The sequence below is a fragment of the Streptomyces sp. NPDC088810 genome, from assembly GCF_044750305.1.
In the GTDB taxonomy this organism is placed as follows: domain Bacteria; phylum Actinomycetota; class Actinomycetes; order Streptomycetales; family Streptomycetaceae; genus Streptomyces.
Map to the genome: position 1 here is coordinate 20,541 of NZ_JBIVJQ010000008.1, position 23,461 is coordinate 44,001.

The 23,461-nt window shown below is 72.7% G+C and carries 24 protein-coding genes; 9 read left to right on the plus strand and 15 right to left on the minus strand.

Annotated features, from left to right (window positions below; all coding sequences use genetic code 11):
* A partial coding sequence (locus ACIP4Y_RS24370; protein WP_401397118.1) for a TetR/AcrR family transcriptional regulator occupies nucleotides 1–604 on the minus strand: 604 nt, incomplete at its 3' end.
* An 82-nt stretch (nucleotides 605–686) separates the two neighbouring features.
* On the opposite strand from ACIP4Y_RS24370, the gene ACIP4Y_RS24375 reads away from it, so the two are divergent.
* The 3 genes from ACIP4Y_RS24375 to ACIP4Y_RS24385 all read left to right on the plus strand — a co-directional run bounded on the left by ACIP4Y_RS24375 (nucleotide 687) and on the right by ACIP4Y_RS24385 (nucleotide 2,892).
* A complete protein-coding gene (locus tag ACIP4Y_RS24375) occupies nucleotides 687–1,838 on the plus strand; it encodes an acyl-CoA dehydrogenase family protein (protein ID WP_401397870.1) in 1,152 nt (383 codons plus the stop codon).
* A gap of 70 nt (nucleotides 1,839–1,908) precedes the next feature.
* Nucleotides 1,909–2,196 carry a YiaA/YiaB family inner membrane protein gene (locus ACIP4Y_RS24380; RefSeq protein WP_358644198.1) on the plus strand — a complete coding sequence of 96 codons (288 nt, stop codon included), beginning with the start codon at nucleotides 1,909–1,911 and terminating at the stop codon, nucleotides 2,194–2,196.
* 72 nt (nucleotides 2,197–2,268) lie between these two features.
* Nucleotides 2,269–2,892, plus strand: coding sequence for a TetR/AcrR family transcriptional regulator (locus ACIP4Y_RS24385; RefSeq protein WP_358644197.1), 624 nt, complete (start codon nucleotides 2,269–2,271; stop codon nucleotides 2,890–2,892).
* Nucleotides 2,893–2,894: 2 nt separating this feature from the next.
* Here ACIP4Y_RS24385 and ACIP4Y_RS24390 read toward each other — a convergent pair whose 3' ends face one another.
* Complete coding sequence (locus ACIP4Y_RS24390; protein ID WP_358644195.1) at nucleotides 2,895–3,356, minus strand: MaoC family dehydratase; 462 nt, start codon at nucleotides 3,354–3,356, stop codon at nucleotides 2,895–2,897.
* Nucleotides 3,357–3,472: 116 nt separating this feature from the next.
* On the opposite strand from ACIP4Y_RS24390, the gene soxR reads away from it, so the two are divergent.
* The gene (gene soxR, locus ACIP4Y_RS24395; RefSeq protein WP_358644193.1) at nucleotides 3,473–3,931 is read left to right on the plus strand and encodes a redox-sensitive transcriptional activator SoxR; all 459 of its coding nucleotides are present in this window, start codon (nucleotides 3,473–3,475) and stop codon (nucleotides 3,929–3,931) included.
* 105 nt (nucleotides 3,932–4,036) lie between these two features.
* Here soxR and ACIP4Y_RS24400 read toward each other — a convergent pair whose 3' ends face one another.
* Both ACIP4Y_RS24400 and ACIP4Y_RS24405 read right to left on the minus strand, forming a co-directional pair.
* Nucleotides 4,037–4,741 carry a 3-keto-5-aminohexanoate cleavage protein gene (locus tag ACIP4Y_RS24400; RefSeq protein ID WP_401397123.1) on the minus strand — a complete coding sequence of 235 codons (705 nt, stop codon included), beginning with the start codon at nucleotides 4,739–4,741 and terminating at the stop codon, nucleotides 4,037–4,039.
* Nucleotides 4,742–4,849: 108 nt separating this feature from the next.
* Nucleotides 4,850–5,452, minus strand: a complete 603-nt coding sequence (locus ACIP4Y_RS24405; RefSeq protein ID WP_401397126.1) for a hypothetical protein — start codon at nucleotides 5,450–5,452, stop codon at nucleotides 4,850–4,852.
* A 208-nt stretch (nucleotides 5,453–5,660) separates the two neighbouring features.
* Here ACIP4Y_RS24405 and ACIP4Y_RS24410 point away from each other — a divergent pair, with 208 nt between their 5' ends.
* Nucleotides 5,661–8,450, plus strand: coding sequence for a penicillin acylase family protein (locus ACIP4Y_RS24410; protein WP_401397129.1), 2,790 nt, complete (start codon nucleotides 5,661–5,663; stop codon nucleotides 8,448–8,450).
* Nucleotides 8,451–8,594: 144 nt separating this feature from the next.
* Here ACIP4Y_RS24410 and ACIP4Y_RS24415 read toward each other — a convergent pair whose 3' ends face one another.
* Nucleotides 8,595–9,896, minus strand: coding sequence for a serine-threonine protein kinase (locus ACIP4Y_RS24415; RefSeq protein ID WP_401397132.1), 1,302 nt, complete (start codon nucleotides 9,894–9,896; stop codon nucleotides 8,595–8,597).
* A gap of 93 nt (nucleotides 9,897–9,989) precedes the next feature.
* Nucleotides 9,990–11,210: an exo-beta-N-acetylmuramidase NamZ domain-containing protein gene (locus ACIP4Y_RS24420; protein WP_401397135.1), complete on the minus strand. Its 1,221-nt coding sequence runs from the start codon at nucleotides 11,208–11,210 to the stop codon at nucleotides 9,990–9,992.
* Nucleotides 11,211–11,378: 168 nt separating this feature from the next.
* On the opposite strand from ACIP4Y_RS24420, the gene ACIP4Y_RS24425 reads away from it, so the two are divergent.
* The 3 genes from ACIP4Y_RS24425 to ACIP4Y_RS24435 are packed head-to-tail and all read left to right on the plus strand — an operon-like array spanning nucleotide 11,379 to nucleotide 14,449.
* The gene (locus tag ACIP4Y_RS24425) at nucleotides 11,379–12,152 is read left to right on the plus strand and encodes an SDR family NAD(P)-dependent oxidoreductase (RefSeq protein WP_358644181.1); all 774 of its coding nucleotides are present in this window, start codon (nucleotides 11,379–11,381) and stop codon (nucleotides 12,150–12,152) included.
* Complete coding sequence (locus ACIP4Y_RS24430; protein ID WP_401397138.1) at nucleotides 12,149–13,813, plus strand: class I adenylate-forming enzyme family protein; 1,665 nt, start codon at nucleotides 12,149–12,151, stop codon at nucleotides 13,811–13,813. The genes ACIP4Y_RS24425 and ACIP4Y_RS24430 overlap by 4 nt, the downstream gene beginning before the upstream one ends.
* A 42-nt stretch (nucleotides 13,814–13,855) precedes the next feature.
* Nucleotides 13,856–14,449, plus strand: coding sequence for a TetR/AcrR family transcriptional regulator (locus ACIP4Y_RS24435; protein WP_401397141.1), 594 nt, complete (start codon nucleotides 13,856–13,858; stop codon nucleotides 14,447–14,449).
* A 16-nt stretch (nucleotides 14,450–14,465) separates the two neighbouring features.
* On the opposite strand, the gene ACIP4Y_RS24440 is transcribed toward ACIP4Y_RS24435, so the two are convergent.
* The 6 genes from ACIP4Y_RS24440 to ACIP4Y_RS24465 all read right to left on the minus strand — a co-directional run bounded on the left by ACIP4Y_RS24440 (nucleotide 14,466) and on the right by ACIP4Y_RS24465 (nucleotide 20,849).
* Nucleotides 14,466–14,672 (minus strand): hypothetical protein, encoded by a 207-nt coding sequence (locus tag ACIP4Y_RS24440; RefSeq protein WP_358644175.1) that lies wholly within the window; start codon nucleotides 14,670–14,672, stop codon nucleotides 14,466–14,468.
* 11 nt (nucleotides 14,673–14,683) lie between these two features.
* Nucleotides 14,684–16,084, minus strand: coding sequence for a diaminopimelate decarboxylase (locus ACIP4Y_RS24445; RefSeq protein WP_401397145.1), 1,401 nt, complete (start codon nucleotides 16,082–16,084; stop codon nucleotides 14,684–14,686).
* A 230-nt stretch (nucleotides 16,085–16,314) separates the two neighbouring features.
* Entirely contained in the window at nucleotides 16,315–17,991 is a 1,677-nt protein-coding gene (locus ACIP4Y_RS24450; RefSeq protein WP_401397148.1) for a PucR family transcriptional regulator, read from the minus strand.
* 145 nt (nucleotides 17,992–18,136) lie between these two features.
* Nucleotides 18,137–19,351 carry an acyl-CoA dehydrogenase gene (locus ACIP4Y_RS24455; protein WP_401397151.1) on the minus strand — a complete coding sequence of 405 codons (1,215 nt, stop codon included), beginning with the start codon at nucleotides 19,349–19,351 and terminating at the stop codon, nucleotides 18,137–18,139.
* Nucleotides 19,352–19,356: 5 nt separating this feature from the next.
* Nucleotides 19,357–20,379: a phosphotransferase family protein gene (locus ACIP4Y_RS24460; RefSeq protein ID WP_401397154.1), complete on the minus strand. Its 1,023-nt coding sequence runs from the start codon at nucleotides 20,377–20,379 to the stop codon at nucleotides 19,357–19,359.
* Between the two features lie 170 nt (nucleotides 20,380–20,549).
* Nucleotides 20,550–20,849: a hypothetical protein gene (locus ACIP4Y_RS24465; protein WP_401397157.1), complete on the minus strand. Its 300-nt coding sequence runs from the start codon at nucleotides 20,847–20,849 to the stop codon at nucleotides 20,550–20,552.
* 112 nt (nucleotides 20,850–20,961) lie between these two features.
* On the opposite strand from ACIP4Y_RS24465, the gene ACIP4Y_RS24470 reads away from it, so the two are divergent.
* Nucleotides 20,962–21,912 (plus strand): NADP-dependent oxidoreductase, encoded by a 951-nt coding sequence (locus ACIP4Y_RS24470; protein WP_401397160.1) that lies wholly within the window; start codon nucleotides 20,962–20,964, stop codon nucleotides 21,910–21,912.
* A 266-nt stretch (nucleotides 21,913–22,178) separates the two neighbouring features.
* On the opposite strand, the gene ACIP4Y_RS24475 is transcribed toward ACIP4Y_RS24470, so the two are convergent.
* The 3 genes from ACIP4Y_RS24475 to ACIP4Y_RS24485 are packed head-to-tail and all read right to left on the minus strand — an operon-like array spanning nucleotide 22,179 to nucleotide 23,446.
* Complete coding sequence (locus ACIP4Y_RS24475) at nucleotides 22,179–22,520, minus strand: DUF202 domain-containing protein (RefSeq protein WP_401397163.1); 342 nt, start codon at nucleotides 22,518–22,520, stop codon at nucleotides 22,179–22,181.
* Entirely contained in the window at nucleotides 22,517–22,909 is a 393-nt protein-coding gene (locus tag ACIP4Y_RS24480) for a DUF202 domain-containing protein (protein ID WP_358644159.1), read from the minus strand. The genes ACIP4Y_RS24475 and ACIP4Y_RS24480 overlap by 4 nt, the downstream gene beginning before the upstream one ends.
* Before the next feature lie 21 nt (nucleotides 22,910–22,930).
* Nucleotides 22,931–23,446: an NUDIX domain-containing protein gene (locus ACIP4Y_RS24485; RefSeq protein ID WP_401397167.1), complete on the minus strand. Its 516-nt coding sequence runs from the start codon at nucleotides 23,444–23,446 to the stop codon at nucleotides 22,931–22,933.
* Nucleotides 23,447–23,461 lie beyond the last annotated feature (15 nt).

Consider the following 23,461-nt stretch of genomic DNA (forward strand, 5'->3'; position numbering starts at 1 on the left):
GCCCGTCCAGCAGTGCGCTCAGCCCCGTCTCGAAGGCCCGTTCGTCGATCTTCTCCTGCTGTTCGGCGAGCAGATGGGCCTGCCCGAGGTGGGGGTAGTCGGCGGGGTCGTACGCGCTCGCGTCGTCCACGAAGCCGCCGGCGAACGAGCCGAGCGCCGAGCCCATGATGAAGTACCGCATCAGCGCGCCGATGGAGGTGGCCTGCGCCGGCGGCCAGCCCGCGTCGACCATCGCGCCGTAGACCGCGTCGGCCAGCCGCAGCGCGGCGGGCCGGCGGCCGGGGCCGCGGGCGAGGACCGGGACGATGTTCGGGTGGTCGCGCAGGGCGGCCCGGTAGGAGACGGCCCAGTCGTGCAGCGCGGTCCGCCAGTCCCGGCCGTCCTCGAACATCGACAGGTCGACCAGCGCGCTCACCGAGTCCGCGACCGCCTCCAGGATCTCGTCCTTGGTGCGGAAGTGGTTGTAGAGCGAGGGCCCGCTCACCCCCAGCTCCGCGGCGAGCCGGCGGGTGGAGACCGCCGCCAGGCCCTCCCGGTCCACGAGGTCCCGGGCCGTCTCGACGATCCGGTCGGGGCTGAGGAGGGGCTTGCGCGGTCGGGCCATGGCGCACATAGTAGGGCTGCGACTGGAAACTAGCAGTGCTAATTTAAATGTACGGCTTTCAAGGGTGTGGGGTGATCTCGTGGTGAACCTGGGGCTCAGCGAGGAGCAGGCGGCCGTACGGCAGCTCGCCCGGGATTTCGTGGAGCGCGAGATCGCCCCGCACGCCGTCGCCTGGGACCGCGCCGAGGAGGTCGACCGGGGCATCGTGAAGAAGCTCGGCGAGGTCGGCTTCCTCGGTCTGACCGTCGACGAGGAGTACGGCGGCTCCGGCGGCGACCACCTCTCCTACTGCCTGGTCACCGAGGAACTGGGCCGCGGCGACTCCTCGGTCCGCGGGATCGTCTCCGTCTCCCTCGGGCTCGTCGCCAAGACGATCGCCGCCTGGGGGAGCGAGGAGCAGAAGCGGCGCTGGCTGCCGGGGCTCACCGCGGGCGAGTACGTCGGCTGCTTCGGCCTCACCGAGCCCGGCACCGGCTCCGACGCGGGCAGCCTCACCACCCGGGCGGTGCGCGACGGCGACGACTACGTGCTGAACGGCACCAAGATGTTCATCACCAACGGCACCTGGGCCGACGTCGTCCTGCTCTTCGCCCGCTCCACCGACGCCCCCGGCCACAAGGGCGTGTCCGCCTTCCTGATCCCCGCCGACACCCCCGGCCTGACCCGCCGCACCCTCCACGGCAAGCTCGGCCTGCGCGGCCAGGCCACCGCCGAACTCGTCCTGGAGGACGTGCGCGTGCCCGCCGCGGCGATGCTCGGCGAGGAGGGCAAGGGCTTCTCCGTCGCCATGTCCGCGCTGGCCAAGGGCCGGATGTCGGTGGCCGCCGGCTGTGTCGGGATAGCCCAGGCCGCGCTGGACGCGGCCGTCCGCTACGCCGGTGAGCGGGAGCAGTTCGGGGGGCCCATCGCCCGGCACCAGCTGGTGCAGGAGCTGATCAGCGACATCGCCGTCGACGTGGACGCGGCCCGGCTGCTGACCTGGCGGGTCGCCGACCTGATCGACCGCGGCGAGCCGTTCGCCGTCGAGTCCTCCAAGGCCAAGCTGTTCGCCTCCGAGGCCGCCGTCCGCGCCGCCAACAACGCCCTCCAGGTCTTCGGCGGCTACGGCTACATCGACGAGTACCCCGCCGGCAAGCTCCTGCGCGACGCTCGCGTGATGACCCTCTACGAGGGCACCAGTCAGATCCAGAAGCTGCTCATCGGGCGTTCCCTGACCGGGGTTTCCGCCTTCTGAGTACGTTCCGAGTACGTCTTTGAGTATCCCGGCGGATGGGGCACGGGCCGCGTCCGCCGATGCTGGGGCCATGAGTGACACACCGGTCAAACAGCAGAGCACGGCCGCGTTCTACGGCCAGGCCGTCGCCTCCTTCGCGGTCGCCATGGCGGCCACCGCCATCGGCATCTTCCGGCTCGACGCCAACGCCTGGGTCCGTGGCTTCCTGGCGATCGCCGTCCTCTACCTCGTCACCTCGGCCTTCACTCTCGCCAAGGTCATCCGGGACCGGCAGGAGGCCGGGCAGCTCGTCAGCCGCGTCGACCAGGCCCGCCTGGAGAAGCTGCTCGCCGACCACGACCCCTTCGAGAAGCTCTGAGCGGCTACGCTAAGCGCTCGCTCACCGTCGGCGGTATGGTGGTGCTCCTGTCACGAGAGGGGCGAGCGAGCGATGAGTACGGCGGAGGAGACGACCGGCGGCGAAGTGGAGCCGTGGGAAGAGGTCACCCCTGACGCGGCCCGGCGGTTGCTCGTCGCCGCGGTGGAGGCCTTCGCCGAGCGTGGCTACCACGCGACGACGACCCGCGATATCGCGGGCCGCGCCGGCATGAGCCCGGCCGCGCTCTACATCCACTACAAGACCAAGGAAGAGCTGCTCCACCGGATCAGCCGGATCGGCCACGACAAGGCCCTGGAGATCCTGCGCACGGCGGCCCGCCGCGAGGGCAGCGCCAAGGAGCGGCTCGCCGACGCCGTCAGCTCCTTCGTCCGCTGGCACGCCGGACGGCGCACCACGGCGCGGGTCGTGCAGTACGAGCTCGACGCCCTCGGTCCCGAGGCCCGCGCCGAGATCGTCGCGCTGCGCCAGCAGGTGGACGCCGAGGTGCGCGGGATCATCGAGGACGGCGTGGCCTCGGGGGAGTTCGACGTGCTCGACGTCCAGGGGACCACGCTCGCCGTGCTGTCGCTGTGCATCGACGTGGCCCGCTGGTTCAACGTGAACGGCCCGCGCACCCCCGAGGAGGTCGGCGCGCTCTACGCCGACCTCGTGCTGCGCATGGTCGGGGCCGGGTAGGCCTACAGGTAGTACCGGGCCACCGACTCCGCCACGCACACCGGCTTGTCGCCGCCCTCGCGCTCCACGGTGAAGGCGACCGTCACCTGCACACCACCGGTGACGTCCTCGACGCCGGTGATCTTCGCGGTGGCGCGCACCCGGGACCCGACGGGGACGGGCGAGGGGAAGCGGACCTTGTTCGTCCCGTAGTTCACGCCCATCCTCACGCCCTCGACCTGGATGAGCTGCGGCCCGAAGAGCGGGAGCAGCGACAGGGTGAGGTAACCGTGGGCGATGGTGGTCTTGAACGGTCCCGCGGCGGCCTTCTCCGGGTCCACGTGGATCCACTGGTGGTCCCCGGTCGCCTCGGCGAACAGGTCGATCCGCTTCTGGTCGATCTCCAGCCAGTCGGTGTGGCCCAGCTGCTCGCCCACGGCTGCCCGCAGCTCGTCGGGGGAGGTGAAGATCCTTGGTTCTGCCATGTTCCCGGCCCTCTCGCTCGCATCTCTAAGCGACTGCTTAGCATGGTCGGGTCGGGGGCCGATGTCAACGGACGGCGGGCCCGGGTGCGGCGAGCCGTCTCTGTAGTCTCTGAGGGGTGCCCCAGATTCCCGAGAAGATCCACGAGCTGACCGTCGGCCAGTTGTCCGCACGCAGCGGAGCCGCGGTGTCCGCCCTGCACTTCTACGAGTCCAAAGGCCTGATCTCCAGCCGGCGCACCCCCGGCAACCAGCGCCGGTACAGCCGCGACACCCTGCGCCGGGTCGCCTTCGTCCGCGCGGCCCAGCGGGTCGGCATCCCGCTCGCCACGATCCGGGACGCCCTGTCCGAACTGCCCGAGGAACGCACGCCGACCAGGGAGGACTGGGCGCGGTTGTCGGAGCGGTGGCGCTCGGAACTGGAGGAGCGGATCCGCCAGCTGAACCGTCTGCGCGACCACCTCACCGACTGCATCGGCTGCGGGTGCCTCTCCCTGGAGACGTGCGTCCTGTCCAACCCGGACGACGTCTTCGGCGAACGCTTGACGGGCTCCAGGCTCTTCGCCGAAGGCCGCTGAATGTGGCCACGGGGGCGACGCGTTCCGCCCGTCCGCTCGCCCAGCTGCGGGCAGTCGTGCAGCGCCGGTGCGCGGCCCCACCCCCGGCCGGCCACGGCAGGCGGCTCACTGCCGAAGTGCCTCCGTCACCAACTGGGCGTTGGACAGGGCCCGTCGGCCGTCCGGGAGGAGCAGCGTGTCCTCCAGGCCGATCCGCGTGGTGAGGCCCAGGCGGGCCGCCAGCCGGACGACCGGCCAGGTGCCGCCCTCCTCGCCGTGTAGCAGCACCGGCCGGCCGTGCGCCGTGCCCAGCTCCGCGAGCAGCGCCCGCGCCGACGCCTCGGCGGTCGCCGGATCCGGGTCGGTCACCTCGGCCAGCACCCGCAGCACCCTCGGCCCGAGCGGCGAGGCCGCGAAGCGCCCCACGCCCTCGGTGCCGGACCAGATGCCCGCCTCCACGTCCACGCCCCTGCCGAGCAGCTCCGCGGCGACCTCCTCGGCGCCCGGCTCATGCCAGTTGACCGAGGCGAAGTCGGGCAGCACCGACCAGGTGCGCACCCGGTCCAGCCGGGCCGCCGGTTCGGGCTCGGCCCAGGCGCCGGTGGTCACCCCGACCGGCACCCGCACCCGCGCCCGTATCGCCTCCAGCGCCGGACCGAGGACGCGCGGGGAGAGACTGTCCTGCCCGCACGGCGTCTTCGGGTGGACATGCACCGAGGTGGCCCCGGCCGCCACCGCTTCGGCGGCCGAACGTGCCAGATCCTCCGGGGACATCGGGACGCCCGCGCCGTCGGCGGCCGAGCGACGCCCGTTGAGACACACCTGCACCATGACCCGAGGATGCCAGTCACCACCGGCAACGGCATTCGGTCCTCGCGAAAGGGGTGCGGCATCCCCTGCGCACCCCCCCGGCACCGGCTACCGGTACCGGCCCACCGCTCAGGCCGACATGAGCAGGCGTCCCCGCCTGGCGTACTCGAGGGCCCGCGCGCTCAGGACGGGTCGCGGCACCAGGATCCCGCAGTCCGTGCAGACCGGGCCGGACGACGGCTCGTGGTCCAGGCCGTACTTCCAGACCAGCCGTTCCCCGCCGCAGACCGGGCACGACGAGCCCGGCTCCTGCTCCAGCGCCGCGATCAGCCGGCGCAGCACCTCCGCCAGCGGCTCCTCGGGATGCACCCGCGGGTCGTCGCACCAGGCGACCCCGAACCCGCCCCAGGTCAGCCGGTGCCAGTCGTCCACACTGCCCGGCCGGCGCAGCCCGTCGTGCTTCTCCTTCCTGCGTCGCTCGGTGAAGTCGGTCTCGTAGGCGAGCCAGACGTCACGGGCCTCCTCCAGCTCCTCCAGTGCGGCCACGAGCCGCGCCGGATCGGGGGAGCGGTCCTCGGGACCGAAACCCGCCCGTGAGCACAGATGGTCCCAGGTCGCCCGATGCCCGTAAGGGGCGAACTTCTCCAGGCACTTGCGCAGCGAGTACCGCCGTAGTGCCAGATCACAGCCCGGATCGCGTACCTGTCTTGCCAGACTCCGGAAACCGGCCATCGCCCTGCACCTCCGTCACACCTGCACCTGTACCTCGGTCACTTCGGCGTCGTCGCACGGACGTCGCCGAATAGACGTATCGACAGGCGATTCGGCTCCATCTCTTCTCCGGATCTCCCTTGCGGAATCCAGAACGTGACGCATGTTCATCTTTAAACGGCGGGATACCGGCGGTAACCTCCGGTCACCCCTGTCGCTAGGAGCTGCCATGCCACGGCGAACCCCACCTATCACCCTTGACGGACTGAGAACGTCCCGCCGACTCCCCGGGTTCCTGAAGACCGCGTCGGTATGCGTCCTCATCGCCGGTCTTCTCTCCCCGCTCACCCGGACCGCGGTGGCGGCGGCCGACGCCGCGCCCGCCAACGACTACTGCGGCGGCCGGTGTTCCGACATCCTCCCGCCCGGTGAGAACGGCAACGCGACCCTCGCCCAGATCCTGCTGAACCAGGCCTTCGGCACCCAGCCCGCGCACGCCGAGGACCAGCTCGGCCCCTACGCCAACCTGGCCGGCGGCTACAAGGGCCTGACCGACGCCACGCTCAACACGTTCTTCAACGACTCCTCGTTCGGCGTCCCCGCCGACCAGGTCGCCTCCACCGAGAAGCCGGCCGGCCGCGGCGACGTGACGATCGTCCGCGACAAGAGGACCGGTGTGCCGCACATCACAGGCACCACCCGGTACGGCACCGAGTTCGGCGCCGGATTCGCGGCGGCCGAGGACCGGCTGTGGCTCATGGACGTCTTCCGGCACGTGGGCCGCGGCCAGCTGACCTCCTTCGCCGGCGGCGCCCCCGCCAACCAGGGCCTGGAGCAGCAGTTCTACCGCAGCGCGCCCTACACCGAGGCCGACCTCCAGGCGCAGATCGACAACGCGGTGGCCAGGAACGGCGCCCGCGGCCAGCAGGCCCTCGCCGACGTCAAGGCCTACCTCGACGGAATCAACTCCTACATCGACGCCTCCGACAGCGGCCGCTACTTCCCCGGCGAGTACGTCCTGACCGGCCACAAGGACTCGATCACCAACGCCGGCACCATAGAACACTTCAAGGTCACCGACCTCGTGGCGCTCGCCTCCGTGATCGGCTCGCTGTTCGGCTCCGGCGGAGGCGGCGAGGTCGACAACGCCCTCTCCCTGCTCGCCGCCCAGTCCGAGTACGGGGTCGAGGAGGGCACCAAGGTCTGGGAGTCCTTCCGTGAACGCAACGACCCCGAGGCCGTCCTCACCGTCCACAACGGCGAGAGCTTCCCCTACGGCGCCAAGCCCGCCGACGCCCAGGGCGAGGCACTGCCCGACGCCGGCTCGGTGACCCAGGAACCGCTCGTCCACGACCGTACGGGCAGCGCCGGCACCGCGGCCGCGAAGAGCACCGCCGCCACCGCCGCGAAGACCGCCCTCGGCTCCGCGCGGCGCGGGATGTCCAACGCCCTCGTGGTGAGCGGCAAGTACACCGCGAGCGGCCACCCGATCGCCGTCTTCGGACCGCAGACCGGCTACTTCGCCCCGCAACTGCTGATGCTCCAGGAGATCCAGGGCCCCGGCATCAGCGCCCGCGGCGCCTCCTTCGCGGGCCTGAGCATGTACGTCGAACTCGGCCGCGGCCAGGACTACTCCTGGAGCGCCACCACTTCCGGCCAGGACATCATCGACACCTACGCGGTCGAGCTGTGCCAGGACGACTACCACTACCTGTACCACGGCACCTGCACGGCCATGGAGAAGGTCGAGCAGAAGAACGCCTGGAAGCCGACCACGGCCGACGGCACACCCGCCGGGTCGTACACCCTGCGCGCGTGGCGCACGACGTACGGACCGGTGGAGTACCGGGCGACCGTCGGCGGCAAGAAGGTCGCCTACACCACCCTGCGCTCCTCCTACCTGCACGAGGCCGACTCGATCATCGGCTTCCAGATGCTGAACGACCCCGACTACGTCAAGGGGCCGAAGGACTTCCAGAGCGCGGCCCAGCACATCAACTACACCTTCAACTGGTTCTACGCCGACTCCCAGCACACCGCCTACTACAACAGCGGTGACAACCCGGTGCGGGCGAGCGGGGTCGACACCGAGTTCCCGGTGTGGGCGCGGCCGGCGTACGAGTGGCGCAACTGGGACCCGGCCACCAACACCGCCGACTACACCCCGGCCTCCGCGCACCCCAACTCCGTCGACCAGGACTACTACGTCTCCTGGAACAACAAGCAGGCCAAGGACTACACGACCGCGCCCTGGGGCGACGGCTCGGTGCACCGCGGGAACCTGCTGGAGGACCGGGTGAAGAAGCTGGTGGCGGCCGGCGGGGTGACCCGTGCCAAGCTGGTGCAGGCCATGGCGGACGCGGGCCTCGCCGATCTGCGCGCCGAGGACGTGCTGCCCAAGCTGCTCAGGGTGGTCAACTCCTCGCCGGTGACCGACTCCACGGCCGCCGCAGCGGTGAGCAAGCTGCAGGCCTGGGTGACCGCCGGCGCCAGGCGCACCGAGACGTCGGCCGGTTCGAAGACCTACGCCGACGCCGACGCGATCCGCATCCTGGACGCCTGGTGGCCGCTGCTGGTCAAGGCGGAGTTCCAGCCGGGGCTCGGCGACGGCCTGTACACCGCGATCACGAACAGCCTGCCGGTCGACGAGGCACCGTCCGCCGGTCACGGCCCGACCGGCTCGCACGCCGGCAGTTCGTTCCAGTACGGCTGGTGGAGCTATGTCGACAAGGACATCCGGTCGGTGCTCGGGGAGTCGGTGCAGGGGCCGCTCGCCCGGAAGTACTGCGGCGACGGCAGCCTCTCCGCCTGCCGGGACCTCCTGCTCAGCACCCTGAAGCAGGCGGCCGGCCTGACCGCCTCCCAGGTCTACCCGGGCGACGACCAGTGCTCGGCGGGCGACCAGTGGTGCGCCGATTCGATCGTCCAGCGCACCCTGGGCGGCATCAAGCACGGCAAGATCAGCTGGCAGAACCGACCGACGTTCCAGCAGGTCGTGGAGTACACGTCACACAGGTGAGACACGCGGTGGACGAACGGGCGTCGGCACGATGGTGTGCCAACGCCCGTTGGCCAACGCTGGGGGGCAAACGTCTGTGGGTCCGCACCCGTGGGTCCACACCCGTAGGTCCACACCCGTAGGCCCACACCCGTTGGCCGCACGTCAGACGATGCCGCCCGCCGCCAGTACCAACCGCGCCAGTTCGGGGTGCACGATGTCGCTGTGTGCCCCGGTCGGCGCGCCGCCGCGCCGGACCACGGCCGCCGCGTCCACGTTCACGCAGCCGGACCTGGGCAGCGGGCCGCCGAGGGCCGCCGTCAGGTCCAGCCGGGCGGTGTCCGGGACGGCCTGCACCCCGTCGTGCCCCATGGCCCCCCAGCGCGGCCCGAGCACGGCCGCGATCTCGCTGCCCGCGCACGCCCGGTCGTCCCCGGCGAGCCGGGACGCCAGCGGGTAGAACGTGCCGAGGGCCGCGTCGAAGTGCGAGTAGCAGCACACCAGCGGGCCGTCGACGCGCCGTTGCCGGCCCTTGAGCGCCCCGGACCGGTCCGGGGCGTGCGGCAGCCGGTCCGCGAACGCGTAGTGCGAGAAGGCCCCTTGGAGCAGGGTCACCGACTTCACCGTGTCCACGCCCGCGGGCAGCCCGCGCAGCGCGAACGCCACCAGCCGGCCGCCGAAGCTGTGCCCGACCAGATGCACCCGCACCCCCGGCGCCGCTCCTGCCACCTGCCCGAGAACCGGCCCGAGTCCCCGCTCGCCGACCGTCCCGGCCCGCCGTTTCATCCGGTAGTACGTCGCCTGCCGCAGCAGCTCCTTCGCGCCGTCCCACGGATTCGGCAGGCTGAACCCGGGCCCGCCGCCCTCCGGGCCGAGCGCAGCCAGGGCCGCGGCGAACTGCTCGCACGCGGTCACCGGATCCTCGCCGAACACGGCCGGTTCGCCCTGCTCGTCCGTGTCGGCCACCCCCGGGTCACCGTCCGTGTCGAGCAGCAGCCGCACCAGCCGCCCGAACTCGGTCAGTCCCCGCGCGCCGTCCGGCCGTTCGTCCAGCATGCGGGCCAGCTGGTCCAGCACCGGCGCCCGGCCCGGAAAGGCCTCCAGCAGAGCGCGCCGGGAGTCCTTGTCCAGCGCCGGGCGCGGCGCCGCCTCCGCCTCCACGGCCGCCACGGACTTCGGGAAGTCCGGGATCGGCTCGTCGCTGAACCGCATCGACGGCCAGATCACGCCGACGTACCCGAGCCGCGCCTTCGGGGCCAGCTTCGGAATCGGAGCGAAGAAGCGGCGGTACAGGGCGGTCGCGCCCGAGCGGTCGTTGTTCCAGCCGTGCGAGAAGACGATCAGGTCACGGAGGCCGTGCTCCGTGACCTGCTCCGCCAGCCGGTCGCGTTCGGGGCCGTCCGCGTCCCCGTCCGCGTCGAAGGTCAGCTCCCAGTAGGGAGTCACGCTCATCCCAGCATCCGCCATACCAGGCTCCCTCGGCCCCCGAGACACGGTGCGAAACGGTGCGCTTCGCGCGTATCGTCCTGCGGGGACGCGGGGTTGGCCATACGGCGCGGCTCACTTGTAGAGGAGATATTCCTTTCGAACCCGCCGGAACGCGGCCAGCTCCTCCTGCCAGGCGCCCGTCACCTCGTCCGTACCGGCGCCCGCGTCGATCATCGTGCGCACCCGGGCGGAACCGGTGAGCTTGTCGATCCAGTTGTCCGAACGCCAGGCGAAGCCGCTCCACACCTTCCGGGCGGTCACCAGCAGCGCGATCCCGGTGCGTACGGGGTCGTAGGCGGCCCGGTCGGTCACGTGGAGCTGCACCCCGCCGACGGTCTTGCCCTGGAACTTGGAGAACGTGGGCGTGAAGTACGCCTCCCGGAACCGCACGCCCGGCAGCCCGAGTTCGTTCGCGGCGGCGGCCCAGCGTCCGTCGACGCCCTCGGCGCCGAGCAGTTCGAAGGGCCGGGTCGTACCGCGCCCCTCGGAGAGGTTGGTGCCCTCAAACATGCAGGTGCCGGAGTACACCAGCGCGGTGTCCGGGGTGGGCATGTTCGGGCTCGGCGGCACCCAGGGCAGGCCGGAGGCGTCGTAGAACCCGGCGCGTCGCCAGCCCGTCATGCGTACGGTCTCCAGGGCGACCGGCGTGGTCAGGAACTCCCCGTTGAACAGGCGGGCCAGCTCCGCGACGGTCATCCCGTGGGCCTGCGCGATCGGCTGCCGGCCGACGAAGGTGGCGAACTCCTTGTGCAGCACCGGGCCCCGGGCCTCCCGGCCGGTCACCGGGTTGGGGCGGTCCAGGACGACGAAGCGTTTGCCGGCGAGCCGGGCCGCTTCCATGCAGTCGTAGAGGGTCCAGATGTAGGTGTAGAAGCGGGCGCCGACGTCCTGGATGTCGAAGACGACCGTGTCGACGCCGGAGGCGGTGAAGACGTCGGCGAGCGGCCGGCCGCTTTTGAGGTACGTGTCGTACACCGGCAGACCGGTGGCGGGGTCGTCGTAGCGGCCCTCGGAGCCGCCGGCCTGTGCGGTGCCGCGGAAGCCGTGTTCGGGGCCGAAGACTGCCGTCAGCCGGACGCGGGGGTCGCGGTGCATGACGTCGACGATGTGCTCGGCTTCTCTGGTGATGCCGGTGGGGTTGGTGACGACGCCTGCTTTCTGGCCGGAGAGGAGTGAGTAGTCGTCGGCCGCGAGTCTTTCGAAGCCGGTGTGGAGATGCTCGCGGTGCCGTGGTGCAGCCGGGAGGGCTGTCGTCGTCGCCGATGCGAGAAGGGTCCGTCGGGACAGGTGCATGGGGGTCCTCCGGTGAGTGGACACGTGCGGACCGTGCGTCGTTCTCGCGCAGTTCCCCGCGCCCCTAGAGGTTGGTGCAGTCACCCTTTCCTTTACACATACCGACTGGTTAGTCTGAGCCGGCCAGAGCCGACGCGCGCCGCGCGAGAGTCGTGTCGAAGGAGACCGATGGTGGAAGCCGTGCAGGATGCGGGAGTGGTCGTCACCGGGGCGGGCGGTGGGATCGGGGCCGCGCTGGCCCGGCGGTTCGCCGCCGAGGGGGCCCGGGTCGTGGTGAACGACCTGGATGCCGGGAAGGCGGAGGCGGTGGCCGACGAGATCGGCGGGACCGCCGTGCCCGGCGACGCCTCCGCGATCGTCGCCGAGGCCCGGGACGCGCTCGGCGGCACGGTGGACGTCTACTGCGCCAACGCCGGCGTCGCCTTCGAGGACGGCGACCTCGACGGCCCGCTGGACGAGAAGACCTGGGCGGCCTCCTGGGACGTCAACCTGATGGCCCACGTCCGCGCGGCCCACGCGCTGCTGCCCGACTGGCTGGAGCGGGGCAGCGGACGGTTCGTCTCCACCGTCTCCGCCGCCGGACTGCTGACCATGATCGGCGCGCCCTCCTACAGCGTGACCAAGCACGGCGCCTACGCCTTCGCCGAGTGGCTGTCGCTGACGTACCGCCACCGGGGGATCAAGGTGCACGCCATCTGCCCGCAGGGCGTCCGCACCGACATGCTGGCCGCCACCGGCAGCGCGGGCGACCTGGTGCTCCAGCCGACCGCCATCGAGCCGGCGGCCGTGGCCGACGCGCTGTTCCAGGGCATCGAGGAGGACCGCTTCCTGATCCTGCCGCACCCCGAGGTCGCCGGCTTCTACCAGGTGCGGGCCGGTGAGCCCGACCGCTGGCTCGCCACCATGAACCACATCCAGCAGAAGTGGGAGGCCGCCCGGTGACCGCCTCCCCCTACGCCGCCCGCCCCTGGCTCGCGCTGCTCGACGAGACCCAGCGCGCCCCGCTCGACCCCGCCGACTCGCTCGTGCACGCCCTGCGCGAGGCCGTCGCCGAGGCCCCCGACCGCACCTTCCTCGCCTACTTCGACGCCCGGCTCAGCTACCGCGAGGTGGACGAGCTGACCGACGGCGTGGCCGCCCACCTCGCCGCGCGCGGCCTGCAGCGCGGCGACCGGGTGGCCGTCCTGCTGCAGAACTCCCCGCACTTCGTGCTGGCCGTGCTCGGCGCCTGGAAGGCGGGCGCGACCGTCGTCCCGGTCAACCCCATGTACAAGTCGGGCGAGGTGGCGCACGTCCTGCGGGACGGCGAGGTGGCCGCGCTGATCTGCTCCGACCGGGCCTGGGAGACGTACCTGCGGGAGACGGCCGCCGGCTCGCCGGTGCGGATCGCGCTCACCGCGTGCGAGCGGGACTTCCAGACGCGGAACGACCCGCGCGTGCTGACCTTCGAGCGGCTGCCCCAGGCACCCGACGCCGACGACCTGGTGGCCGTCGCCCGGCAGGGCGGCCGGGCGCCCGAGGACCGCCTGCCGCGCCCCGGCGACATCGCCCTGATCAGCTACACCTCGGGCACCAGCGGCACCCCCAAGGGCGCCACCAACACGCACGCCAACATCATGCACAACGCCGAGCGCCAGGCCACCGGTCTCGGCCTGCCCGAGGCTCCCGTCTACTACGCGCTCGCGCCGCTGTTCCACATCACCGGCATGGTCTGCCAGTTCGGCGCCTGTCTGAGCAGTGCGGGCACCCTGGTGCTCACCTACCGCTTCGAGCCCGGTGTCGTGCTGGAGGCCTTCGCCGAGCACCGCCCGCACTACACCGTCGGCCCCTCCACCGCCTACATGGCGCTCGCCGCCCACCCGGACGTCAGCCGTGAGCACTTCGCCTCCTTCGTGAACCTGTCCTCGGGCGGCGCGCCCGTGCCGCCGGCCCTGGTGGAGAAGTTCCGGGAGCGCTTGGGACCGTACATCCGCGTCGGCTACGGCCTCACCGAGTGCACCGCCCCCTGCGCCTCCGTGCCGCCCCACCTGGAGGCGCCCGTGGACCCGGTCTCCGGGACGCTGTCCGTGGGCCTGCCCGGCGCCGACACGGTCGTGCGGATCCTGGACGAGCAGGGCGCGGAGGTGCCCTTCGGGGAGCACGGCGAGATCGTCGTCCGCGGACCGCAGGTGGTGCCCGGCTACTGGCGGCGCCCCGACGCCACCGCCGAGACCTTCCCGGACGGCGAGCTGCGCACCGGCGACATCGGGTTCATGGACGAGCAGGGCTGGCTGTACGTCGTGGACCGCAAGAAGGACATGATCAACGCGTCCGGCTTCAAGGTGTGGCCGCGCGAGGTCGAGGACGTCCTGTACACGCACCCGGCGGTACGCGAAGCGGCCGTGGTCGGTGTGCCGGACGGGTACCGTGGCGAGACCGTCAAGGCCTATATCAGCCTCCGTCCGGGGGCCGAGGCGGACCCGGACGAACTCGCGGTGTACTGCAAGGAGAGACTGGCCGCCTACAAGTACCCACGGCAGGTGGAGATCCTGCCCGACCTGCCCAAGACGGCGAGTGGGAAGATCCTCCGGCGGGAACTGCGTTCCCGCACCGGGCAGGACTAGCAGCAGACACGAGCAGCAGAAACGGAAAGGCAGGTGGCGGCAGTGCCCAGGACGACGGACGGAGACGGGACGCCCGTCCCGCAGCGGCTGTTGGCCGCCGCCACCCGGCTCTTCGCCGAGCAGGGCTACGACCGGACCTCCGTGCAGGAGATCGTGGAGGCGGCCGGCGTCACCAAGGGTGCGCTGTACCACTACTTCGGCTCCAAGGACGACCTCCTGCACGAGGTGTACGCGCGCGTACTGCGCCTCCAGCAGGAGCGGCTGGACACCTTCGCAGGCGCCGACGAGCCCGTGGACAAGCGGCTCAGAGACGCGGCGGCGGACGTCGTCGTCACGACGATCGAGAACCTCGACGACGCGATGATCTTCTTCCGGTCCATGCACCACCTGAGCCCGGAGAAGAACAAGCAGGTCCGCGCCGAGCGCCGGCGCTACCACGAGCGCTTCCGGGCGCTGATCGAGGAGGGCCAGAAGGCCGGCGTCTTCTCCACGGCGACCCCGGCCGACCTGATCGTGGACTACCACTTCGGCTCCGTCCACCACCTGTCGACCTGGTACCGCCCCGACGGCCCCCTGAGCCCCCAGGAGGTGGCCGACCACCTCGCCGACCTGCTGCTGCGGGCCCTGCGCCCGTAGGCCGGGAGCCGGCCGGCTAGCCGATGATCTCCTTGAAGAACAGGACGGCGGAGCCGGCCGCTCCGCCGCCGACGCTCACCGCGACCGGCCACGGGTTGCCGGCCAGCGCCGCCAGCACGGTGGCGCCGGCGCCGGCCAGGGCGGCCAGCAGGAACACCAGGGCGGCGCGCTGGGTGAGCAGCGGCCCGTCCCGGTCGGGCCGCGAACGGTCGGGCCGGGACACCCTCGCACCCCTCACCTGACACCGGGGACCGGGGCGCCCGCCGGCTCCCGGGGCGGCACGCCGACGCCGTCCCGGGCCGACAGCCGCCACGGGTCCTGTGCGGGCCGGATCAGCGGGAACTCGATCCCGCCGTCCGCGCGCACCCGGACGCCGTGCACCGCCGGTTCCGGAAGGCTGTTGTAGTGGAACGGCGTCGAGAAGTAGTAGGCGCCGGTGTCCGGGACGACGACCAGGTCACCGGGGTGCAGCAGCGGCAGCGCACGGTCGCGCGCCAGCAGGTCGCCGGCGAAGCAGGCCGGACCGGCGACGTCCTGCCGCACGGGCCGGCCCCGCCGAACCGTGCCGTACCCGTCGTGCGCCTCGATCCGCAGCGGCCAGGCGTCGGGGCCGAACACGGTCCGGGCGGCGACCTGCACACCGGCGTGGGTGACGGCGATCGGCCGGCCCCCCGCGGTCTTGGTGTACTCGACGTACGCGGCCAGGAAGCCGTTCTTCGCCAGGAGCGAGCGGCCGAACTCGGTGACGACCCGGTACCCGCGCCGGAACAGGTTCGGGGCGTGCGCCCGCAGCTGCTCGACGTACGTCGCGAAGCCGGGCGTGACCTCGTCGTCGGCGAAGTTGACGGGGAGTCCGCCGCCGATGTCGACGCCCTCGACCCGGCCCGGCCCGAAGGCCGCCTCCACCTCGTCCGCGAACTCCACCGCCCGGGCCACCCCGCGGGCCATGAGGTCGAGGGGGCAGCCCTGGGACCCGGTGTGCGTGTGCACCCAGGTCAGCCACGGGTGCTCGGCGAAGGCCCGCATCAGCCGCTCCCGGTTGCCGGGGTCCGTCAGCGGCACGCCGAACTTCGAGGTGCTCGTGGCGGTGCTCATCGCGGCGATCCGGCCGCCGCCGATCTGGCAGTTGAGCCGCACCCCGATCCGGGACGCCGAAGGGCGCCGGGCGAGGATGTCCGCGATCCGCTCCAGCTCCTGAAAGCCGTCCGCGTTGACGGCCACCCCGAGGGCCAGGGCCCGCTCCAGCTCCGCCCGGGTCTTGGCGGGGGCGTCGAAGACGATCCGTTCGGCCGGGAAGCCGGCCGCGAGCGCCCGGGCCAGCTCGCCCGCGGACGCCACCTCGCATCCCATGCCGAGCCCGGCCAGCTCCCGGAGCACGGGCACCAGGCAGTTGGCCTTCGCGGCGAAGGCGTGCAGGACGCGGGGCGGTGCGGACGGGCCCGAGCCGGCCCCCTGCCGGGGGCCGTCCCCGCCGAGGCCGGCGAACGCCTCGTGCAGCGCCGCGACCGTGGCCGCGACCCCGTCGAGGTCGACGAAGGCGGCCAGCAGGGACTGCTCCGGGTCCAGCAGCCCCTGCCGTACGGCCTCCTGGAGGATGCGTTCACGCCGGGCGGCGGCGAGGGTCACAGCGGTCATGGTGAACCTTCCGGTGTCGGGGTCGCGAGGCCCGGAGCGTCCCGGGCGCCCTCCCAGGCTGCTCGCCGCGCCCCCCGCCCGTCTTCGTCGGTTCGGCAGAGACCTCCCTCCCCCGACCGCTGCCGGGAGGGACGACCGCGCCCCGCGGGCCGCGCCGTTGTGCGCCCCGACGAGAACGGCACCCCGCCTTGGTGCGGGCGCACGAACGACGGCACCGGCCGGCACCGGTGTCACGGCCGCGACGACGCTCCGGCCGGTCCCGGTCGCGGGCCTTCGTCGGCCAGCCGTAACTGGAGCTGCGCCAGCAGACGGGCGTCCGGGCTGTCGAGGTCCAGCCCCGAGACCGCGGCGATCCGGCCCAGCCGGTAGCGGAGGCTGTTGGGGTGCACCGAGAGGCTGCGCGCGGCGGCGGACACGTCACCGAAGTGGTCGAGGTAGGCCCGCAGCGTCTCCACGAGCCGGCTCCCGGCGTGCTCGGCGTCGAACGCGGCCAGCCGCGCCACCGAGGTCTCCGGCGGCAGCCGTACGTCCCGCAGTGCCTCGACCGCCTGCAGGACGCCGATCGTGTCCGCCACCTCCTCCACCCACGCCACGGTGCGCGAAGCCCCGGCCCGGCCGAGAGCCTTGAGCGCCAGCTCGGCGTCCCGGCGCGACTCGGCCGCCCGGGCCAGCGCCGGCACCACCGCGCCCAGTCCCACCCGCACCTGCCCGCCGGTCGCCTCCGACACCCGTGCCGCCAGCGACTCCCCGAGCCGCGCCAGCTGCTCACGGGCCCGGCCCGGGTCCAGCGCGCACACCAGTACCAGGGCCCGGCCGCCCGCCGGTACGACCACGATCCGGTGCCCGAGCGCGGTGCAGTGCAGGGTGAGCAGGCCGTACATCGTCGACGCGTCGCGGGACGGCTCCTGCTCGGGCGCGTCGGTGCCGAGGCCCACCGCCAGCACGGCGCAGGGTTCCTGCGCCGGCAGCGACGCCCGCTCGGCCAGCAGTTCCGCGGAGCCGCGCTCCTCCAGCAGCGCACGCGCCGCGTCCTCCACCAGCCGGCTGTCCGCCCCGCGCGTGTGGTGGCGCAGCAGATGGGCGGCGGCCGCCCGGGACGCCGTACGCAGCGCCTCGGCCGCGTTCGGGGCGAGCGGCCTGCCGCCGACCGCGGCCACCCAGACCGACCCCAGCACCTCGCCGTTCGCGCGGACGGCACACACCAGGCGCTCCGGATCCTCGCCCCGGGCCCGCCGGTGCAGCACCTCGTCCGTCGCCCACAGGGCGCGGAACAGGCCCGCCTCCCGCATCGCGGCCACCCGCCACGGCGGGACCCGCCGCCCCAGGATGGTCAGCCGGCGCATCTCGTCCACGTTCTCCTCGGTCGAGGAGTACGCCAGGACGCGGGAGTCGGTGTCCTCGATGGTCACCGAGCCGCCGACCAGGGCGGCGACCGCGTCGGCCAGCGCGTCCAGGTCCCCGACGGCCGGCCCGAGGACAGGTGGCGCCCCCGCGGCGGCCAGTCCGGCCCGCACCACGCCCACCAGCTGCTCCCAGTCGCACCAGCGGGTGCGGTACAGCACCGCCACCCCGGCCTCCTCGGCGGCCGCACGCAGGGCCCGGGCGGACTGTTCGGTGCGGTCGGGGCCCAGGACCACACCGCAGGCCCCGGCGGCACCGGCCCGGCGTACGACGTCCAGGGCCTGCGCCGACCCGGGGTCGACGGCGAACGCGAGCAGCAGCACCCGCGGCCTGATGTCGGGGTCCAGCGGATCCAGCACCGCCGCCCTGCCGACGGGCACCGCCAGTCCGGCCGGTGCCGTGTCCAGCTCCAGGGCCCCCGACCCCACGACGGACAGCAGCCGCTCCAAGGTCACCCCGGTCTCCGTGGCCGTCCGCCACTCCGGGTGGTCCCGCAGGTCCGTCACGCTTCCCCCACTCGACGCGCCGCCGGCCCGCCGGGCCGGTTCCGGAAGAGGTACGACACCACACACCGGGCGCACACTCAACGGCGCACGGAGCTGACGCGAGGGGGACGGCCGGTGCGGCGTCGGTGCCGCACCGGCGTGCGCGTCACAGGTACTGCTTCAGCTCCCGGCGGGCCAGCGACCGCTGGTGCACCTCGTCCGGTCCGTCGGCGAGCATCAGCGTGCGGGCGCTCGCGTACAGCTCGGCCAGCGGGAAGTCCTGGCTCACCCCGCCCGCGCCGTGCAGCTGGATCGCCCGGTCCAGGATGCCGACCACCGCGCGCGGGGTGGCGATCTTGATGGCCTGGATCTCGGTGTGGGCGCCCTTGTTGCCGACGGTGTCCATCAGCCAGGCCGTCTTCAGCACCAGCAGCCGCAGCTGCTCGACGGTGACCCGGGCGTCGGCGATCCAGTTCTGGACCACTCCCTGCTGGGCCAGCGCCTTGCCGAACGCGGTACGGGTCACGGCCCGCCGGCACATCAGCTCGATCGCCCGCTCGGCCATGCCGATCAGCCGCATGCAGTGGTGGATCCGGCCGGGGCCGAGCCGGGCCTGGGCGATGGCGAAGCCGCCGCCCTCCTCGCCGACGAGGTTCGCCACCGGCACGCGGGCGTGGTCGAAGACCACCTCGGCGTGGCCGCCGTGCGAGTGGTCCTCGTAGCCGAAGACCTGCATGGCCCGCTTGACCGTGACGCCGGGGGTGTCGCGCGGGACCAGGACCATGGACTGCTGGCGGCGGATGTCGGCGCCGTCCGGATCGGTCTTGCCCATCACGATGAAGATCTTGCAGTCCGGGTTCATCGCCCCGGAGATGTACCACTTGCGGCCGGTGATGACGTACTCGTCGCCGTCCCGCTCGATGTGCGTGGTGATGTTGGTGGCGTCCGAGGAGGCCACCTCCGGCTCGGTCATCGCGAACGCCGAACGGATCTCGCCGGCCAGCAGCGGCTCCAGCCACTGCTTCTTCTGCTCCTCGGTGCCGAACTGCGCCAGCACCTCCATGTTCCCGGTGTCGGGCGCGGCGCAGTTGGTCGCGGTGGGCGCGAGGTGCGGGGAGCGGCCGGTGATCTCGGCGAGCGGGGCGTACTGGAGGTTGGTGAGCCCGGCGCCGTACCCGGCGTCGGGGAGGAAGAGGTTCCACAGGCCCTGCCTGCGCGCCTCGGCCTTCAGCTCCTCGACCACGGCCGGGGTGTCCCAGGGCGAGGCGAGCGCGGCCCGCTGTTCCTCGGCGACCGCCTCGGCCGGGTAGACGTGCTCGTCCATGAAGGCGAGGAGCTTGGCGCGCAGTTCCTCGGTGCGCGCGTCGAACGCGAAGTCCATGCCGGTCAGCCTTCCTGAAGAGTGGTCAGTCCGTGGTCGATGAAGACGGGCACGAGGTCGCCGATGCGGTCGAAGCCGCGGCCGACCGTCTGGCCGAGCGTGTACCGGTAGTGGATGCCCTCCAGGATCACGGCGAGCTTGAACCAGGCGAACGCCGTGTACCAGGAGATGGCCGAGACGTCCCGGCCGGAGCCGGCCGCGTACCGCTCGATCAGTTCCCGCGGGTCGGGGTGGCCCGGGGCCTCGGCGGTGGTGGAGACGGGGGAGTCCGGCATGCCGAGCGGCCGGCTGTACATCACCAGCAGGCCCAGATCGGTCAGCGGGTCGCCGAGCGTGGACATCTCCCAGTCGAGGATGGCCTTGATCCGGTCGTCGTCCCCGATCAGGACGTTGTCGAGCCGGTAGTCGCCGTGGACGACGGCCGGGGCGGGGGAGCGGGGCAGGTCACGGCCGAGGGCCGCGTGCAGCTCGTCGATGCCCGGCAGGTCGCGGTTGCGGGAGGCGTCCAACTGCTTGCCCCAGCGGCGCAGTTGCCGGTCCAGGAAGCCCTCGGGGCGGCCGAAGTCCGCCAGGCCCGCCGAGGCCGGATCCACCGCGTGCAGCTCGACCAGCGTGTCCACCAGGGACAGCACCGCGTTCCGGGTGCGCTCCGGGCCGAGCGGGGCGAGCTGGTCGGCGGTGCGGTACGGGGTGCCTTCCACGAACTCCATCACGTAGAACGGCGCCCCGAGCACCTCCTCGTCCTCGCACAGCAGCAGCGGGCGGGGGACCGGCACCTGCGTCGGGTAGAGGGCGCTGATGACCCGGTGTTCGCGCTTCATGTCGTGCGCGGTGGCCAGCACATGGCCGAGCGGGGGCCGGCGGACGACCCACTTGGAGGTTCCGTCGGAGAGCGCGTAGGTGAGGTTCGACCGTCCGCCCTCGATGAGCCGTCCGGTCAGCGGGCCGCTCACCAGACCGGGACGCTCACGCTCCAGCAGGGCGCGCAGCCGGTCCAGGTCGAGTCCGGGCGGGTGGTCGGCGCTCATTCATCACTCCTACCAACGGGTCAACAAGAACAGGACTCATGATGCCGACCGGTCGGTATGTCGTCCAGTGGGGGAGCCGAACCCGGCGGGAAACGTGACCGGAGCCACGATAGGACGGCGGCCCCCCGGGGCGCTGCCCGGGGAGCCGTCGTCCCTCTGCCCGCCACGGGTCAGTGGTCGTCCCAGTGATCCCCGTGCTCGGCGTGCCGGTGCCCGGCGTGCAGATAGTCCACGTGGTCGCCGTGCGGCACCTGCGCGTGCCCGCACTCGTCGTGGTGCACGTGCTCGTGGCCCTCGTGGACGCTGTGCCCGGCCGGCTCGCACTCGTCCCAGTGGCCCTCGTGCTCCCGGTGCAGATGGCCGTCGTGGGCGTAGTCCACGTGGTCGCCGTGCGGTACGGCGTTGTGTCCGCAGCCCGGCCCGTGGCGGTGCGGCCCGTGCTCGCTGTGTTCCTGGTGCAGGGTGGTCATGGTGCTCCCCTTCGGGGGGTACGGGGGTGACGACCGAAAGGCTGCCACGCGAAAGGCGCATATCAGGGCATCCCGGTTGCGTGGCGCACGAGCACCCCGGAGGGTCGAGGGCATGAAGGGCATCAGCTACCGCCGCTACGGCGGACCCGAGGTGCTGGAGTACGGCGAGCTGCGCGACCCCAAGGTCGGCCCCGACCAGGTTCTGGTGAAGGTGCGCGCGGCGGCCGTCAACCCCGTCGACTGGAAGTGCCGCGAGGGGTACCTGGACCCGGTCCTGGACGCCGTCTTCCCGGTGATCCCCGGCTGGGACGTCAGCGGAGTGGTCGTGCAGCCCGGGGCCGCGGTCACCGAGTTCGCCGTCGGCGACGAGGTCATCGGCTACGTCCGCGAGGACTTCCTCTCCCGGGGCACCTTCGCCGAGTACGTCGCCGCGCCCGTGCGCACCCTGGCCCGCAAACCGCGCAGGCTGTCCTTCGAGGAGGCTGCCGGGCTGCCGCTGGCCGGGCTCACCGCCTACCAGGTACTGGTCAAGACGCTGGAGGTGAAGCGGGGCGAGACCGTCCTGGTGCACGCGGCGGCCGGCGGCGTCGGCTCGCTCGCCGTCCAGATCGCCGCCCACCTCGGCGCCCGGGTCATCGGCACGGCCGGCGAGAGGCACCACGACCACGTCCGCGCGCTGGGCGGCGAGCCGGTGGTCTACGGCGACGGCCTGGCGGAACGGGTGCGCGGGCTCGCCCCCGAGGGAGTGGAGGCGGTCTTCGACACCGTCGGCGGCGACACCCTGAAGAGCTCGGCCAACCTGCTCGCCCCGGAGGGCCGGCTGGCCTCGATCGCCGACCCCGAGGTGGTGGCCTACGGCGGCCGCTACTGCTTCGTCCGCCCGGACGCCGAGGACCTGCGGCACCTGTCGCACCTGGCGGACCAGGGCGCCGTCACCGTCCACGTCCAGCAGACCTTCCCCCTGACCCGCACAGCCGACGCCCACCGACTGAGCCAGGAGGGCCACACCCGCGGCAAGATCGTGGTGACGGTGGAGGGGGAGCCCGGGGAAGGTGCCGCCTAGGCCGAGACCGGGGCGGGTGCCGCCTGGACGGAGATCGGGAAGGGTGCCGCCTGGGCCGAGGCCGGGAAGCGCCTGGCACGAGGCGGAGAAGGTGCCGTCTGGGCCGAAGCCGGGCAAGGTGCCGCCTGGGCCGAGGCCGGGAAGCGCCTGGCACGCGGCGGAGGAGGTGCCGCCTGGGCCGAGACCCGGAAGTGCCTGGATCGAGACCGGGGAGGGTGCCGCCTGGGCCGAGGCCGGGCAAGGTGCCGCCTGGACCGTTGCCGCGCCTACACCACCAGCACCGCGGCGCACGCGGCCATCGCCACCGCGCACAGCACCGCCGCCGTCGCGTGGCGGGGGGCGAGGGCGGGCGGCGGGGTGCCGGCGGACAGGGCGCGGATGCGGTGGTGGGCCACGCCGAGGAATGCCAGCCACAGCCCGCAGCACAGCGCGCACACGAGGACGCCGATGGCCGACGCGCCGCCGTGCAGCGCCGTCTTGACACCCAGGACGGCGACCACCGCACCGGACAGGGTCGTGCGCCGCCAGGCCAGCCGGGTCCGCTCGGGCTGCAACCCGGGATCCCGGCCCGCCAGGCCGCCGTCGTCCGGGCCCGGGCCGGATGTCACCCCTCCCACCCCACCAGTACCACCACGACCATCGCGACGGCGACCACCGCGACGACCAGACTCAGCAGTACCGGGAAGCGGGAGGCGGGCAGGTCCTCGCCGCGGCGCATCGCCCGCTCGCAGCGCACCCAGTGGTTCACCGCGCGCAGGGAGCAGAGCACACCGGCCGCGAGCAGCGCGAGCGCGAGACCGACCCGCCACGCCCAGCGCAGGTCCGGCAGGAACTGGTCCACCGCGAATCCGCCGCCGATCAGCGCCAGCGCGGTGCGCAGCCAGGCGAGGAAGGTGCGCTCGTTGGCCAGCGAGAACCGGTAGTCGGGCGTGCCGCCCTCGTCCCGCACCCGCTCCGGCGCGAACCACAACCGGATGTTCCGTACGAATTCGCTCACGCGGCCGACCCTACCCGGCGATCACCGGGCCGCCCGGAACGCCCGCAGCCGCTCATGGGCCGCCAGCCCGTCCGGCACCCACTCCCACTCGCCGAGCCGCCGCTCGACCTCCTCCTCGGGCAGGAAGGCGTGCCACTGGACCTCTTCGGCCTGCGGTCGCACGGGCAGGTCGCAGCGCACCTCGTACACCGCCGACCACCAGCTCTGCCCGGCGCCGTCGTCGTACAGGAACTTGAAGAGGAACTCCGGCTGCGGCAGCCCGTGCACCCCCAGCTCCTCCTCGGCCTCCCGCAGCGCCGCCTCGTCGTAGGACTCGCCCGCGCCGACGACCCCGCCGACGAACATGTCGTACAGGGAGGGGAAGACCAGCTTGGTCGCGGTGCGCCGGTGCACGAAGAGCCGGCCGGCCGCGTCCCGGGCCTGGACGAACACACAGCGGTGGCGCAGTCCGCGGGCGTAGGCCTCGCCGCGCGGGTACCGGGCGACGACCCGGTCGTGCTCGTCGACGATGTCGAGGATCTCGTCAGCAGGGTTCATGCCCGTATCCAAGCA

Coding starts and splice junctions, on each gene's coding strand:
- ACIP4Y_RS24380 (WP_358644198.1), top strand. CDS start 1,909: ATGAGTGACACACCGGTCAAACAGCAGAGCACGGCCGCGTTCTACGGC.
- ACIP4Y_RS24385 (WP_358644197.1), top strand. CDS start 2,269: ATGAGTACGGCGGAGGAGACGACCGGCGGCGAAGTGGAGCCGTGGGAA.
- ACIP4Y_RS24390 (WP_358644195.1), bottom strand. CDS start 3,356: ATGGCAGAACCAAGGATCTTCACCTCCCCCGACGAGCTGCGGGCAGCC.
- ACIP4Y_RS24400 (WP_401397123.1), bottom strand. CDS start 4,741: ATGGTGCAGGTGTGTCTCAACGGGCGTCGCTCGGCCGCCGACGGCGCG.
- ACIP4Y_RS24405 (WP_401397126.1), bottom strand. CDS start 5,452: ATGGCCGGTTTCCGGAGTCTGGCAAGACAGGTACGCGATCCGGGCTGT.
- ACIP4Y_RS24410 (WP_401397129.1), top strand. CDS start 5,661: ATGCCACGGCGAACCCCACCTATCACCCTTGACGGACTGAGAACGTCC.
- ACIP4Y_RS24415 (WP_401397132.1), bottom strand. CDS start 9,896: ATGGCGGATGCTGGGATGAGCGTGACTCCCTACTGGGAGCTGACCTTC.
- ACIP4Y_RS24420 (WP_401397135.1), bottom strand. CDS start 11,210: ATGCACCTGTCCCGACGGACCCTTCTCGCATCGGCGACGACGACAGCC.
- ACIP4Y_RS24425 (WP_358644181.1), top strand. CDS start 11,379: ATGGTGGAAGCCGTGCAGGATGCGGGAGTGGTCGTCACCGGGGCGGGC.
- ACIP4Y_RS24445 (WP_401397145.1), bottom strand. CDS start 16,084: ATGACCGCTGTGACCCTCGCCGCCGCCCGGCGTGAACGCATCCTCCAG.
- ACIP4Y_RS24455 (WP_401397151.1), bottom strand. CDS start 19,351: ATGGACTTCGCGTTCGACGCGCGCACCGAGGAACTGCGCGCCAAGCTC.
- ACIP4Y_RS24460 (WP_401397154.1), bottom strand. CDS start 20,379: ATGAGCGCCGACCACCCGCCCGGACTCGACCTGGACCGGCTGCGCGCC.
- ACIP4Y_RS24465 (WP_401397157.1), bottom strand. CDS start 20,849: ATGACCACCCTGCACCAGGAACACAGCGAGCACGGGCCGCACCGCCAC.
- ACIP4Y_RS24470 (WP_401397160.1), top strand. CDS start 20,962: ATGAAGGGCATCAGCTACCGCCGCTACGGCGGACCCGAGGTGCTGGAG.
- ACIP4Y_RS24485 (WP_401397167.1), bottom strand. CDS start 23,446: ATGAACCCTGCTGACGAGATCCTCGACATCGTCGACGAGCACGACCGG.